The organism is Salinicoccus sp. HZC-1 (assembly GCF_046736035.1).
GTDB lineage: Bacteria > Bacillota > Bacilli > Staphylococcales > Salinicoccaceae > Salinicoccus.
Map to the genome: position 1 here is coordinate 1,944,048 of NZ_CP177130.1, position 15,232 is coordinate 1,959,279.

Below are 15,232 nucleotides of genomic sequence, written 5' to 3' on the forward strand. Positions count from 1 at the left end.
GAATATATTTTGAAGCTATCGGATTTTTCCATACGGCGTCCTAATTTTACTATCGTAGTAATGATAATCCTGCTGTTGCTCGGCGCTGTATCCCTTACCCGCCTGCCTCTGCAGTTGATGCCGAATATCGAACCGCCAATTGCAGCAGTAGCCACTACATACCAGGGGGCGGGGCCGGAAGAGGTCATGGATGACGTAACAGTCCCTATTGAATCGGAACTGTCATCGCTCAGCGGACTGACAAATATATCATCTCAATCCCAGGAGAGTTCATCCGTAGTTATTTTGGAATTCGGATATGACACTAAAATTGAAGATGTTGAAAATGATATTATGCGCGCCGTTGAATCTGCCGATCTGCCAGACACGGCAGGCGATCCTTCTTTCCTTAAATTTGATATTTCCATGATGCCAAGCATTCAGATGGCAGTAACCTCCAGTGGTGACAATGTTGCTGAATATCAAGACCAGGTCGATGATCTGATCACTGAACTCGAGAATGTTGAAGGAGTCGCTTCCATCACTGAAAATGGTTCGGTCGTTGAAGAAATTCAGGTGAATCTGGATACGGAAGCATTGTCGCAATATAATATGAGTCAAAGTGATGTAGCCGGTATTATTGAAGCCAACAATATTTCCATTCCGAATGCTACAGTCACGGATACTGAAGACCGTACTTCTATTTCAACCCGTACAGTAAGTGAGATAGGCGGTGTTGAAGAGCTCCAGGAACTCGTTCTTGCTGAGCTCCCTGACGATGGCGGCACAGTAACACTTGACGATGTTGCTGAAGTTTCCATCGAAGAACAATCGAGCAATACTTTAACAAGAATGAATCAGGAAGATGCGTTGTCAATTGATGTAATGCTCGCATCAGATGCAAATGCATCAAACGTCAACAAAGAATTCAACGCTGTTTTAGATGAAAAGCTGGGTGAAGAAGAATTCAGTAATCTGACGGTGGAAACTCTGTATGATGAAGGGGAATATATCGACATTGCGATCAACAGTGTCTATACTTCACTGATTTCGGGTGCATTACTCGCAATGGTCGTCCTGTTTGCTTTCCTTAGAAACTTAAAAGCACCGATCATTATCGGAATCGCCATTCCATTTTCAGTCATCACTACATTTGCGCTCTTGTTCTTTACAGACATCAGCATCAATATGATGACACTCGGCGGTCTGGCGCTCGGTATTGGTATGCTGGTCGACAACGCTGTCGTCGTAATCGAAAATATATACCGGCATCTATCCATGGGTAAAAACCCTAAAAAGGCAGCGAGTGAAGGTACCAAAGAAGTTGCTTCCGCAATCATCGCCTCCACTCTGACAACTGCTGCAGTATTCCTGCCGGTTGTGTTTGTCAGCGGCCTTGTAGGTCAACTCTTTACGCCATTCGCAATAACTGTGGTATTCAGCTTGTTTGGTTCTCTGTTTATCGCATTGACAGTTGTTCCAATGCTTGCAAGCAGAATATTAGAAGCACCCCGTGAAAACGTCGAATCAATCAGAAGCGAAAGATCTTACATGAAAGTTCTGAACCGCTTCACTAAATGGGTTTTAGATCACCGAGTGCTAGTGCTCCTACTCACTACAGTTTTAATGATTGCAGGTATCCTCGGCATCTATAGTCAGGGGATTAACCTGATGCCTGAGAGCGATGAGGGCGCCTTGACAGTCGAAGTAGAAAAAGAACAGGGTACAATTTTTGAAGACACTTTTGAAACAGTAGAAAAAATAGAAAACAAACTGGAAGATTATTCCGAAGTAGATACTTATTTAAGTACCATCGGTTCCTCATCGCCTATGATGTCAATGACTGAAGAGACGAACAAAGCCAGTATTACGGCAACATTGACAGATGCAGGCGACCGTAATGTCACTACGAATGAATTTATAAAAGATATTGAAGATGAAATAGAAAAAATTGATGATTCTGCAGAAATCAATATAGTTCCAATGTCACAAACAGGCATGGGTGGAGAACCAAATACTCTTACACTCAATGTTTCAGATGATTATGCCGACAGACTTGCAGAATCAGAAAAGGCAATTATCCAGGCACTTGAAGATGATGAAAAAATCGACGAAGTACAATCCAGCCGTGAGGATATGATCCAGGAGCTTCAAGTACAGGTAGATCGTGCAGCAGCAAGGGAAAACGGATTACAGCCTGCACAAGTCGGTTCTGCCCTGTATGAAGCTTCAAATGGTGTACAGGCTTCAACGGTGGAAAATAATAACGAATTCCTTTCAATCGTCGTTAAATACCCGGATGACATTCTTTCCAGTATGGAAAATTTTGAAGATATCCAAATTGCAAACAGTGAAGGAGAATATGTCGCTTTAAGTGAGGTCGCGGAACTCACAGAAGCAGATATGCTTCCATTGATCACCCGTGACAGCATGGAGGAAACAAGTGAACTGACTGTTACTTATTCTTCCGATATGTCACTTAATGAGGCCGGCACTTATGTAGAAAATATTGTAGAAGATGCCGATTTCAATGATAACACGCACTATTCCATCGGCGGAGACTTGGAAATGCTGACAGATGCGATGCCGCAGATGTTACTCGCCTTAATTCTCGGTGTCCTGTTCATCTACCTTGTAATGGTTGCACAATTTGAATCATTCAAGTATCCATTCATCGTAATAATGGCGGTACCACTTAGTATTATCGGTGTCATGCTGTCACTTATCATTACAGACAGCCCACTCAGCATCGTTTCATTCGTTGGTATAATCATGCTACTGGGTATCGTCGTCAATAACTCCATATTGCTGGTAGATTACACAAACCAGCAAAAGCAAAAGGGCATCCCTACTCTCGAAGCCCTGGAATTGAGTGTGCAGCACCGTTTCCGTCCAATCGTAATCACAGCACTCACTACGGCACTCGGCATGCTGCCGCTTGCTATCGGCTTGGGTGAAGGCGGAGAAATGGTGGCTCCGATGGGTATCGTTGTCATCGGCGGTCTTGCCAGCAGTACAGTCTTTACACTGTTCATCATCCCTATCTTCTACAGCTATGTTGATAAGGACACACGTAAAATGCATAAGAAGTATATGACTCCGGACGGTCAGGTCATTACTCAAAAAGAAATAGATGCAAGAAAACGCGAAGAAGAACGTGAACAGAAAGAAGAAGCAAAAAATGAATATGACTATGATACTCATAACAGCCATGTAAATGAACGGGAAGAAGCCCCTAAAGTTCAGGAAGAGCATCATGAGAAATCACAAGAGGATTATATCAGCGAAATGCAAAGATTGATTGATAAAATGCAGAATGATAAATCCGATAAATAGTGTCGAATACAGAAAAGATTGAGACATAAGTCAGGAATCTTCGATTTCTATAAATTAAAGTTCCATTCTCCACTGAATTTTTCTAAGATAATAAAAAAACACTTCCCAATATGGGAAGTGTTTTTTTGCGCGGAATGTTATTCTTCCAGCCTCTTTGGCCCCAGCATACACAAACCTGATTCAAAAATGAAAGTGAAGAAACCCTGTTTTTGTTCGGGTCCGGAATCCCTGAGCCTTCGGCCGGGCTTTCTTTCACTTCTCACTATAACTTAGAAAAGAAATAGAGGGTAAGGTCATCCGTGGATGACCTTACCCTCTAATCTTAGTATGTTTTTTGCGAAAGTTTATACATCATTTATAGGGTTAAGATGATAGTTCTTTTTCCAGATGTTTTACAGTCGGTGTCAGATTCAGAAGAAAATAAGTCTCTCTGAGCCTTCTGGAAGGATGACTGTTTTTCAAATAACCCGCACCGCCATGATGCAGCATGTTTCCATGGGCGGCTTTGATTGTCATTTCATCCACTTCCAGCCTCAGCTGCATGAGTTTCCTGACATCTTTCACCAGATTATCTGACTGTATCAATTCACTGAGCCGATTACTCAGGTCATTATACTTTTCTTCAAGTTCATCTGGTTGAACAGAAAGGTATTCATTTGCATTTCCCATCTTTTTTGGTGCCTTGACCATCGCTTTAATGACAGCAGATGTTACACCAAGTCCAAGCGGTGCCTGGTAAAGAAGAAACGTCGGACGGATCTGATCAACGAATGATTCTGCTTCAGTTGAGATAATCCATTCTTCCGGGACGAATACCTCACTGAATTTGCATGAATATGTCGCACTTCCGTTTACACCAATATAGTCTGCTTTTTCTTTCAGCCTCAGCCCTTTTGCGTTACAAGGCACAAATACCATGACCTCTTCACCCTCATTGAGAGAAGCAATGACACCAAACCAATGATTTTCCTTTAAATTGGAGACGGCTGCCAAATGCCCTGAAATCGTGTATCCGCCTTCTGATTTTTCTGCTTTAAGATGAAGTTTGTCCAATCCCGAGTAATACTTCATCGGGTTTGACAGACCCGTTCCTCCGAGGCATTCCCCGCTTTCAAGACACGGAAGCAGTTCACTCTTCAAATACCCGTTATTACAGTTTCTGATGTACGTCAGGGCAGCGAGATGACACCAGAGATTGAATCCTGTCGTCATACAAAGTTCTGAAGTTTTTTCAACAAGCATTGCTTCTCTCTCGAGCACTTCCTGTTCAGAGTATCCTTTTGAATTAAAAAATCCTTTATATCCAAGTTGAAGCAAGTAATCTTCAGCATAAAAAGCTTCAGTATCCACTTTTTTCACTACCGGTTTCAAGTGTTTTTTAATGATTGAATCCAAAAGTTCATTAGTATCAGTTTCCTCCAGTGTCATCATAACAGGCTCCCCCCTACTTTACATTTCCATCACATCTTTACTTTATGATTAGTCATCATTGATTTCTGTAATAGAATCAATCGGTGTTTTAACCGCTTCACGCGCTCTCACTACTGACTCTTCGTCCGGAGCATCATAGAAGCAAAGACATTTTGACATATCTTCACACACATAAGTTCTAGAGAATGAAACTTCAGGAACTTCCTGATAATGAACTGAATTTTTCTTTTTGCGGCTTAAATAATCATCCATCGTAAGTTCCGCCGGTATATTCCATTCAACAAGGTAATTCACTTGCTCAGCCTGTTTTTTGACTGCCTCCAAATCCTTGCCCACGAGCCTGACTTCTTTTACTAGCTGGATATTGATATTTTGATCTTTCAGACTTTCTCCCACTACTTCTTCATCTTCGCCTTCCACAATAAAGAATACTCTGGAGAAATCTTTGGAAACCTGAACTTCGATCAAGTTTATATTCTTTTCTTTCAAATCCGACTGTACACCGGAAACCTGTGTTTCAAAATCACTTTTATTTTCAATCGCACTTTTAAATTCTGATTCGACTAGAAATAATGACATTATCAAACATCTCCTTATAAGAAATTTCAGTATATTAATTCATACTTTTAGACTATGTTATCTGCCTTATGATTAGTTTATTATACTAACTTCAAAAAATCAACTCATTAAATAAAATAAACATAGCAAACATGTATGTTATTATTTAAATAACAAAAAATGGGAGGGACCGACCGTGAAGAAAACGTATAATCTGCCCTGCAATATTGCGCAGACTCTGAATATCATCGGTGATCGCTGGACGCTTTTGATCGCCCATGAAATATTAGTCGGAAATACGACATTCAGCAGCATTAAAAATGCTCTCGAAGGCATATCATCCAACCTGCTTTCCGAAAGGCTCAAGTACCTGGAAGAAAGCGGCCTGATCGAATCCAATCTATATTCCGCACACCCGCCCCGCTACGAATATACTTTGACTGATAGCGGAAAAGATCTTGAGCACGTATTCAATTCCATGATTTTATGGGGAGAGCAGCATCTGGAAAAATGTTATAAAAAACTTGTTCATGAAAAATGCGGTCATGAAGTGGAAATCAACTACTACTGTTCACACTGCGATGAAAATGTAGAAGATCTGAGAGTGCTTAAAATAAATGATTGATACCGGCTTACAGCCGGTATTTTTTATAACATTCCCCACTGCTTTTCTATCCATTTTTCAAGCAGGCCGATCATCCGATCAAGCAGCAGCCCACTGATTCCGATAAGTATGATGCCGGCCAGTACCAGATCAAGTCTTAATAAGTTCCTCGCATCGACAATCAGATACCCTAGCCCGGATTGTGCACCGACCATCTCACCTGAGACAAGGAATATCCATGCTGTTCCTACGCCAATATGAAGGCCGCTGGCTATTGCCGGAAAAGCTGCCGGGAAAATTATTTTCCACATCAGTGACGGCTGCCTGATTTCCAGGTTCCTGGCAAGTTTCAAGTAAGTCTCATCCACCTTTTTAACACCAGACACCGTCGTCAGAAGAATCGGGAAAAATGCAGCGATAAATATGATCACTATTGCCGGTGCACTCCCAATCCCGAACCACAGAACGATAAATGGTGACCAGGCGATGGGCGCAACAGGTCTCAGAACCTGGACAATGGGATCGACGACGTTCCATAAATATGTCATTCTTCCCAGAATCAGACCAAGGATTATGGCAAGGAGTGCTGCTGACAAATAGCCTGACAGAAACCGGAACATACTGATACCTATATGTTCAAATATCGTGCCATCCGCAAATAAGGAAACAATCGCCTGTGCGACATCCAACGGCGGCGGAAATAGTGCCTCTTCTATATCCGTGACCCATATCCCTATTTGCCAAAAGCCAACTGCCAGAAAGATAGCTGTTATAATATTTACAGTTTTATTCAGCGATTTCATATTTTAATCCCATCCCAACAATGTATTATCAACAAATTCATCATACTCAGGCGGATCTTCAGACAGTCCCATCTCCTGCATGTATACTCTCAGATTATTGTATGATTCTTCATTAATTTTTAAATCTTTGTACGAAATCCATTCCATGGATAAATCCATCACTTCTTCATCCACATTCATATATTCTGAGGAGACATTTCGAACTCTCTTATCTTTGCTGTCAGATTTTTCGGCAGCTATGATATAACTTTCCATAAAATCCTCTGCAAGTTCCCGATTTTCATTTATAAAATCTCCATGCAAAACAAGGGAGCAATCCAAAGAATTTTCCCAAAGGTCATCGGATTGATACAGCACTTTTCCGGTGCCCATGGTTACCGATTGTGCACCGAAAGGTTCTGCAACGACGTATCCTTCTATCCTGCCCTCAGCAAGTGCTGCAGGCATTTCAGCAGGAGACATCTCCACAGTATTTACATCGTCATAACTTAAACCATGCTCTTTTAACATAAGATATAAAAGTACATTATGTGTAGAAATTTTATGGGGAATTGCGAAAGTCTCTCCCTTTAAATCACTAACTCCTCCCAGATCCTCAGAACCGATCAGTACATTCCCCTCCCGGTGTCCGAGCGCAATGCCGCGCAGATCGATACCCAGCTCGTTTGCTTTCATTGCCACGGTAATCAAAGTCGATGCACCGTCTATTCTTCCTGTATTCAAAGCATCCATCAAATCGGGCCATGAAGAAAACCTGACAAGTTGAACTTCAAAATCTTTATCGCCGCTTTCAAACATTTCATTCTGCATGAACAAAGGCACTGCATGAGTGATTGGCATATAGCCAATCTGAATGACAGGTTTGCCTTCCTTCTGGGTCTCCTCATTCTGACAGGCGGCCATTACCATAATAAAAGCCACGATTGATATAAGTAATATTACTCTTTTCATTCAGCACCATCCTTGTCCATCATTCCTAGATGTTAAATTCAATTGGGGGCAGAGAAGAATTCAATTGGAATTCCTTTAAAATCATACGGCGGTAGTCCTGAAATTCACCGCCACTCCTGTCCCGGGGTTTATAAGTATCGATATTAATCTCCCGTTGAACACTCCCTGGGTTTTTTCCCATCACTACAATTTTGTCAGAAAGATAAATCGCCTCGTCAATATCATGGGTAACTAAAACAATAGTGGTATGGGATTTATTCTGTATTTTCAACAATTCATCCTGCAGGTAATACCGGTTAAAAGTATCCAGTGCTCCGAAGGGTTCATCCATCAGTAAAAGTTCTGGTTCAATCGCAAGCGCTCTTGCGATCGCCACCCTTTGCTGCATACCGCCGGACAACTGACGCGGAAAATGTTCCGCTTTGTCATCCAGACCGACCATTTTTATATAATAAAAGGCATGTTCCTTCATTTCCTCTTGAGACATTCCCGAATTTTCCAAACCAAGTTCCACATTCCTTTGAACAGAACGCCAGGGAAGCAGTCCGTAATTCTGGAACAGCATTACACTTTTACGGCTGGGTTTTGTCACTTCCTTCCCGTTAAAAAGAATAGAGCCTTCATCCTTCTCTTCAAACCCGCCGATTAAGTTAAGCAGCGTACTCTTACCGCAGCCGCTTTGGCCCAATATCGAAACTATTTCACCTTTATGGACGTCAAAAGTAATATTATTAAGCACAAGTTCCGACTTTCCATTATTCTCAAAACTTTTATACAAGCGGTCAATATGTATTGAAATCGAGTTATTCACAGATTACCCCTCTTTTCATTTATTCCTATTTATACACTATGAATTATCTTTGTTAGTCACTTTATAATACTTTGTTCAAAAAAACAACTGATATCTGGAAATTCACCAGTAACTATATTCACCTCTCTCGCTGCCGCCATATTATAAAAACCCCCTGGAATACTTTCCAGGCGGCGGTGTGAGGGAAGATATATTGTTTAGAAATATTGCGGAATCTGTTCAGTCGATTAATATCAGACGGTTATGTCTGTTCCTGTATGATATTATAGCCCCCCTTTCTAATACAAAAAACGACGGACCCGATCGAGTCCGCCGCTTACATATTATCAATGCAATTTTTACTTCTTATATCCAAAATCAGGGATACTGTTCCAGCGTTCACTCAAGTAACGTGCTGCCATCTTCGGTTCCCTTTCTCTTGTGAACACACCTTTTTTATTCCCCTGAACACGCTGGATTCCGAATTTTGTCTGGAAATCTGCAAAGTTCCATAACTGTTCTCCTACGAAATTATCGATTTCATCGAATACTTTACTGTTCATCTTGTAGTAATCTTCCTGGTATTCTTCACTGAACGGTTCGCCGTATGCACTATGGAACCCGGCGACAGTGTCTGCTCCGTACTCCGTGTACATAATTGGTTTATCCGGATATTTTTCCTGCCATTCCTGTAATTCTTTCCGTGTTTTCTCTTCTGCAGTTTTTAAATCTCCAGTCTGTACATACCAGCCGTAATATCTGTTCAAGGCAATGACATCGACTAGATCCGTACATTTATCTGCCTGCGGTGTCGCCATCATTATATATACGTTCGTAAGCGGACGGTTTTGCGGATCCAGCTCACGGGCCAGATTAAACAGCGGTTCAAAATACTCATGCGCGCCATCAGCGTAAGTGGCCGCTTCGTTTGCGATTGACCACATCACGACACATGCATGGTTCTTATCCCGGTCGATCAGCTCCCGCACCACCTGTTCATGGGCTTCTGCAGTTTTCATATCTTCCCATGTACTATCTTCGATTTCTCCGTCACTTTCCAATATGGAAACATCAAAGCTGAATGCACCGAACAATCCTACTGCCGGTGTTTCATCAATTACGACAATGCCTTCACGGTCACACAGGCGCATCATTTCATCCGAATATGGATAATGGGATGTACGGAATGAGTTCGCACCCATCTTTTTCATCAGATTAATATCCAGCACGTTGTATGCTTCGTTCAATCCACGCCCGTTTACATACGTATCTTCGTGTTTGCCGAAGCCTTTGAAATAAAATGGCTCACCGTTGATCAGGAACTTGCCCGCTTTCACTTCCACTTTACGGACGCCGAAGTGCTCTTCATAGACATCCACTGTTTCACCATTTTTAATGGCTTCAACTTTTGCTTCATAAAGGTAGGCACCAAGCGGCTGCCATAGATTAACATCCTCGATTGGCACACTGACTGCGGTACCGGATGCATTGGCTGCTTCATTGCCTGCTTCATCGAAAATCGTTACACGGACTTCATCAAAACCCCCTGCTGTTTTGACATCAATCTTTACATCTGCATGATTGGCATTCAAATCGATTTCAGGTGCAATGGTGATATCTTCAATGTATTCCTTAGGTGTTGTATAAAGGTGGACCGGACGATGCAGACCGGCATAGTTGAAGAAATCAAAATTCTCATCCACTTTACGCACAAGGTTGCCCGCTTCGTCTCTATATTCGCTATAGTTGCCGACCGGTAATGTCGTGTGATCCAGCAGGTTGGACAGACGCACTGTCAGCCTGTTCGTACCGTTTTCCAGAAAATCATTAATTTCAACTTCAAACGGTGTAAACCCGCCTTTATGATAGGTTGCTTCTTTACCGTTAATATACACCCATGCCTCATGAGTGGCTGAACCAAAACGTAAAACCAGTCTTTCATCAAGCAAAGATTTCGCAACTTTGAATTCTTTCTCATACCAGGTGAATCCGCTGTGTTCCCGTATTTCCTTCGTCACCGTCTGATCATTAAATGATGCAGGCACGGCCATCACTTCTTTTGTTGGTAAGGGTTCTGCAGGATCAATCGGGTCCACTTCTTTATCAATCATGAAATTCCAGACGCCATTCAAATTCAGCACGACACGGCTCTCAGTATCAATTGGATATAGCATTTATATTATCCTCCATTCAAATTTTAAGTAAATAAACTTCCACTAATTTCATTATAGAGGAAGCACTATTTTATTTATCGTAATATTTTAACTATAATAGTAATTATATTGCTTTATTAACTGAGATTTGAAAGGCAGGATGTTATGACAGATAAGATATATGCTGATTTTATAAAGACCGGTCAGATTGTACACTTCACTACGAAGATGGATGTCATTTTGACCGAACCGTCAGGAAATATTATATTTCACTCCACCGACCACTCCCTTCCGGTAGTGCTGGGAGAGCCGGAAAATGACTATGTATATATAAATGAAACAATTGGTCAACTGCCAACAAATAATTATTTCCACCATATGAATACTTATGGACTTGAATACATCGCCGTCGGCATCCATACAGAAAATGCCTTTAAGGGCAGTTTGATAATCGGTCCTTTTATATCCAGTCTTTCCATCAACACTCTGATACAGGATATTATTGTGAAAAACGCCCTCCCGATCGGCGAACGGAAACAATTGGAACAGTTCTATCAGTCCCTGCCTATTCTGAATGAAATCGATACGCATTATTACGGCGAATTACTTATTAACATGTGTTCCGGTACATATACACCGGCAGAAGAGGCTGCTGGTGGTTCAAAACATCCCGTCATAAACTATGACCAAATAGAATTAACGATAGAAGAAGATAAACAGATTATTGAAAACAGATACCATCATCAGAATGAAATGATGGATGCCATAAGAAAAGGGGACCAGGAAGCGGTGAATGATTCTCTCCATACTATGCTGGATTTATTTGTAGGCTTCTCCGACCGTGTGCCGGGCAGCCCGATGCGTTCGTCTAAAAATATGGCACTCATTTCAAACACCTCTTTTAGAATTGCAGCTGAGAAAAGTGGCGTGCACCCTGTCTATCTTCATATCATTTCGGAGAGATATGCCGTTTTAATCGAAAAGACAGCTACACTGCCAAATCTTAAAAAACTGATCATTTCCATGGCAAATGAATACTGTGAACTCGTACGTTCCTTCGCTACGGGGCATTACAGTCAAAATGTAAAGAAAGCCATGGATTATATTATGCTGAATCTGGGGCAGCCCATCCGACTGTCTCAAATATCAAAACAAATACACGTTAATCCTTCACACCTTTCCCGAAAATTCAAAGAGGAGTCAGGAATCACCATCACTGAGTTCATAACCCAAAAAAGGATCGAGGAAGCAGAGTTGTATCTGCAGAAAGGCAACACTTCCATAACCGATATTGCATTTATACTCGGCTTCAACGATTTGAATTATTTCAGTAAAGTATTTAAGAAATATACCGGATATACACCATCACAATATGCTAAAAATAATGATATAAACACGTAAAAGCCCCCTCTGAATTACTTCAGAGGGGGCTTCATTATAAACTATCTGAACACCAGTCCGCCATCTGTAACAATTGCCTGGCCTGTTATATAATCCGAGTCGTCAGAGGAAAGGAATGATACAAGATTCGCTACGTCTTCAGGCTCCTGGGGTCTTCCAAGTAGAATATTTCCTGAAAACTCCTTGAATGCGTCACCCGGTTCCATATGATCATAGTATTTAACCATCTCTTCATCGATTCTGTCCCACATGGCCGTGCCTGCCACACCCGGACAATAGGCATTCACCCTGATGTCATATGCAGCCAATTCCTTGGCTGCAGAATGTGTAAATGATTTGACCGCATGTTTTGTAGCAGAATACGTCGAAAGCATTTCATATGATTCATGGCCTGCAATGCTGCATGCATTAATGATTTTGCCCTTGCCCTTTTGCTTTTTAAATTGCTCAGCAGCTGCCTGTGTCCCGAACACCACACCGTTCACGTTGATTGAAAAAGCCTTATTCAGCTGTTCTTCGTCCACATCCAAAAATGGAGTGACAACATCTATTCCGGCATTATTTACGAAAACATCCAATCGTCCGTATTGCTCGACTGCACGCTGGACGAGTAAGAACTGATGTTCTTTTTTAGACACATCACCCTGGACACCGATGACTTCGTGCCCATTCGCTTTAATTTCTTCAACTGTAGAGCCCACCGCTTCTGCATTGATATCGTTGATGACCACTTTAAAACCGTCTTTTGCCAGACGTTCGGCAATCCCTTTGCCAAGACCCCCACCTGAACCAGTAACAACAGCAACTTTAGACATATGAATCCCCCTCATTTTTTAACTTCTTAGTTCAATTATAATCATTAAGAAAGATTTCTACAATTAATATATCTGAAAATTCATTTAATATCGATTTGACATTCTGCTAATATCAGTGTAAATTAGATTCTAGTGATGAAAAAATAATGACTCCGTAGCTCAGCGGGAGAGCGCTTGCTTGACATGCAAGAGGTCGGTGGTTCGAAACCACTCGGAGTCACTAGACATAGGCTGGAACAAAAAGCCTCGGGATAATGAGAAAAGTGGCGACCAAACTCGATTCAGAGATGGCCGCCACTTTTTCTGTTTTATAATTGGAACACATATTACTTCTAGATTGAAAGTTAAAATTTCTATAAAATAATAATTGAAATGCTTAGCAATCCTTAATCATATTTATCTCTCTCCCAGCCGCAGCACCTGCGACGTCAACGCGAGTACAGGCAGCTCGATCAGCGGACCGATGACCAGGGCGAGCGCAATAAGCGGTTCGCCGGAGAATGCAGTAACGGCGATGGCCAGTGCGATTGGTGAATTCCTTGCCATCGTTGTCATGATAAGGCTCACCGAATCGGAGTGATTGAACTTCATCATACGGCCTGCCAGACTGCTTATTAAAAATGTTATCAGAAAGAACAGCAGAACTGGGAGGAGCAGCAGCAGGACGACCCCGGGATTGTCAATTAACGCCTCCCTTTCGGATGCGAACATGGCCATTACAGCCAGGCCCAGGAAGATTATGTTGAATCTTCCGAAGAAAGAAAAAACCTTCTTTTCGAGGGCGGCACGTCTCTTGTCTGCCAATAATAATTTGGTGATTGATGCGAGTATCATCGGTACTACCAGAACAATCAGAATGCTCCCCAGTATGTCCATAGGCACCACTGATTCATATGTACCAAAGAACAGATAAAGATAAACAGGCAAAAGGATAACCTGCAGCACCAGATTGACCGGCAGCAACGATGTGGACAGCGCAGTATTCCCTTTCGCCATCTCTGTGAAAAGCAGATACCAGTCAGTACAAGGAGTCACCATCAGCATGACGAAGCCGATCCACAACACCGGATGGTCAGCAAGGAACAGCATACCGATGCCATAGGCAACTAGAGGCGTCCATACAAAATTTATAAAAAGCGATGTCCAAAGAAAGCGGGTCTTCCGGAATGATAATACAATGCTGTCAAAAGGCATCATGACAAACAGCCCATACAGCATTATCATCAGAAAAGGGACGATAAAGAAACCCGCATACACCTGTATGACAGGGAACCCTCCGATCATCAGTCCGATGATCACTGCTGCCATAATGACGAGTGATTGATATTTTTCAAATGCATTCATAATTAACCCGACACCCTCCCTTTGCTGCAGAGGATAACATCATCGCCAAAACTTATCATACTCTTTTTTGTCTTCAATATTAAAGTCGATCAATTTCTCCAATAATTCATAATTGACCGGCTCATCCCACTTCATACGGATGATATTGTCTGTATAACTGTGGCCGGCTTTTTCGATATCCGCTTCAAAGTGTTTGATGGCTGCTGTTTCCGGCGCAACAGCCACATGCTTCTTCGATACATTAAAACTGATGATGAAGGTCCCATGATCTGTGAACATCGGCTGGTTCCATTTCACCACCCGGCCAAGTTCCGGATATTTATCGGAAATCCAGTTTAATACTTCTTCGATTTTCAAACGCAGATCCTGATTATCCAATCCACCCAGATAGGATTCAAATTCTTCCATGTTCTTCCTCCTTTTATTATTAGTCAGGAAAGTAATTCCTCAATATGCCAGTGCTCCCTTTTATATAACTTGAACATGAAAAACATCAGAATCATTATGCCAAAGACTACATCGTCTTCTTTAACATCATCTTCAACGGTGATGGATACCTTTTCCGGCGAATGTTCAACCACTGTAGAAGACAGCTGCCCATCGATAAGTACGATCATGTTCCCTTCTTCATCCTCTTTTATATATAATTGGCGGCTGTCCACCCTGCCCTTTACTCTGAAACGCAGCAGGTTCTTTCCCGCTTTCTCTTTTAGGTATATCGTTCTTCCTTCAGAAGCGATGATATAATTGGCGATGTTCAAGTCCCGGAATTTACGCCGCTTGAGCCCCAGTGTCACTTTATGCCCATCTATTTTTGTAAAAGAGTAAGTATACCTTTCCTCACATTTTTTAAGCACATCTTTCTCGATGTAGCCGATCGCCTCATCGCTTTCATTTATTATTTTAACAGACCTGTAGTTGTTCGGTTCAATCGTCGCCTGGAACTGATATTCTTTCATAGCTGCCTCCTCAAGCCAAATACTGCTTAATTGTATTACGTTTCCTCAATTATAAACATAATACCCATCCCTTCAAAGCCCAAGCACTGATGAATACCCTAAAAATAA

Annotated in this window: 13 protein-coding genes and 1 tRNA gene; 4 read left to right on the forward strand and 10 right to left on the reverse strand. The window is 41.9% G+C overall.

Going from position 1 to position 15,232, the window contains the following annotated elements:
• Nucleotides 1-9: 9 nt before the first annotated feature.
• Nucleotides 10-3,315, forward strand: coding sequence for an efflux RND transporter permease subunit (locus ACKRAT_RS10230; protein WP_411842314.1), 3,306 nt, complete (start codon nucleotides 10-12; stop codon nucleotides 3,313-3,315).
• A 363-nt stretch (nucleotides 3,316-3,678) separates the two neighbouring features.
• Here ACKRAT_RS10230 and ACKRAT_RS10235 read toward each other — a convergent pair whose 3' ends face one another.
• Nucleotides 3,679-4,746, reverse strand: coding sequence for an acyl-CoA dehydrogenase (locus ACKRAT_RS10235; protein WP_411842315.1), 1,068 nt, complete (start codon nucleotides 4,744-4,746; stop codon nucleotides 3,679-3,681).
• Between the two features lie 48 nt (nucleotides 4,747-4,794).
• Nucleotides 4,795-5,325 carry a DUF4242 domain-containing protein gene (locus tag ACKRAT_RS10240; RefSeq protein WP_411842316.1) on the reverse strand — a complete coding sequence of 177 codons (531 nt, stop codon included), beginning with the start codon at nucleotides 5,323-5,325 and terminating at the stop codon, nucleotides 4,795-4,797.
• Between the two features lie 175 nt (nucleotides 5,326-5,500).
• Between ACKRAT_RS10240 and ACKRAT_RS10245 the strand changes: the two genes are divergently transcribed.
• On the forward strand, nucleotides 5,501-5,929 hold the full coding sequence (locus ACKRAT_RS10245; RefSeq protein WP_411842317.1) for a winged helix-turn-helix transcriptional regulator: 429 nt from the start codon (nucleotides 5,501-5,503) through the stop codon (nucleotides 5,927-5,929).
• A 23-nt stretch (nucleotides 5,930-5,952) separates the two neighbouring features.
• On the opposite strand, the gene ACKRAT_RS10250 is transcribed toward ACKRAT_RS10245, so the two are convergent.
• From ACKRAT_RS10250 to uidA, 4 genes are all read right to left on the reverse strand, one after another.
• Nucleotides 5,953-6,711: an ABC transporter permease gene (locus ACKRAT_RS10250; RefSeq protein WP_411842318.1), complete on the reverse strand. Its 759-nt coding sequence runs from the start codon at nucleotides 6,709-6,711 to the stop codon at nucleotides 5,953-5,955.
• A gap of 3 nt (nucleotides 6,712-6,714) precedes the next feature.
• The gene (locus ACKRAT_RS10255) at nucleotides 6,715-7,662 is read right to left on the reverse strand and encodes an ABC transporter substrate-binding protein (RefSeq protein ID WP_411842319.1); all 948 of its coding nucleotides are present in this window, start codon (nucleotides 7,660-7,662) and stop codon (nucleotides 6,715-6,717) included.
• Between the two features lie 25 nt (nucleotides 7,663-7,687).
• Nucleotides 7,688-8,473 carry an ABC transporter ATP-binding protein gene (locus ACKRAT_RS10260; protein WP_411842320.1) on the reverse strand — a complete coding sequence of 262 codons (786 nt, stop codon included), beginning with the start codon at nucleotides 8,471-8,473 and terminating at the stop codon, nucleotides 7,688-7,690.
• 338 nt (nucleotides 8,474-8,811) lie between these two features.
• A complete protein-coding gene (uidA, locus tag ACKRAT_RS10265) occupies nucleotides 8,812-10,626 on the reverse strand; it encodes a beta-glucuronidase (protein WP_411842321.1) in 1,815 nt (604 codons plus the stop codon).
• Nucleotides 10,627-10,770: 144 nt separating this feature from the next.
• Between uidA and ACKRAT_RS10270 the strand changes: the two genes are divergently transcribed.
• Nucleotides 10,771-12,006, forward strand: a complete 1,236-nt coding sequence (locus ACKRAT_RS10270) for a helix-turn-helix domain-containing protein (protein ID WP_411842322.1) — start codon at nucleotides 10,771-10,773, stop codon at nucleotides 12,004-12,006.
• A gap of 41 nt (nucleotides 12,007-12,047) precedes the next feature.
• Here the strand turns inward: ACKRAT_RS10270 and ACKRAT_RS10275 are convergent, their stop codons facing one another.
• The gene (locus ACKRAT_RS10275; RefSeq protein ID WP_411842323.1) at nucleotides 12,048-12,821 is read right to left on the reverse strand and encodes an acetoin reductase; all 774 of its coding nucleotides are present in this window, start codon (nucleotides 12,819-12,821) and stop codon (nucleotides 12,048-12,050) included.
• A 148-nt stretch (nucleotides 12,822-12,969) separates the two neighbouring features.
• Between ACKRAT_RS10275 and ACKRAT_RS10280 the strand changes: the two genes are divergently transcribed.
• Nucleotides 12,970-13,041 (forward strand) — tRNA-Val (locus ACKRAT_RS10280).
• A 176-nt stretch (nucleotides 13,042-13,217) separates the two neighbouring features.
• Here ACKRAT_RS10280 and ACKRAT_RS10285 read toward each other — a convergent pair.
• From ACKRAT_RS10285 to ACKRAT_RS10295, 3 genes are read right to left on the reverse strand one after another with little or no spacing between them, the layout of a single operon-like run.
• Nucleotides 13,218-14,165 (reverse strand): arsenic resistance protein, encoded by a 948-nt coding sequence (locus ACKRAT_RS10285; protein WP_411842324.1) that lies wholly within the window; start codon nucleotides 14,163-14,165, stop codon nucleotides 13,218-13,220.
• A 39-nt stretch (nucleotides 14,166-14,204) separates the two neighbouring features.
• A complete protein-coding gene (locus tag ACKRAT_RS10290) occupies nucleotides 14,205-14,573 on the reverse strand; it encodes an iron chaperone (protein WP_411842325.1) in 369 nt (122 codons plus the stop codon).
• Between the two features lie 23 nt (nucleotides 14,574-14,596).
• Entirely contained in the window at nucleotides 14,597-15,124 is a 528-nt protein-coding gene (locus ACKRAT_RS10295; RefSeq protein WP_411842326.1) for a hypothetical protein, read from the reverse strand.
• Between the last annotated feature and the right edge of the window lie 108 nt (nucleotides 15,125-15,232).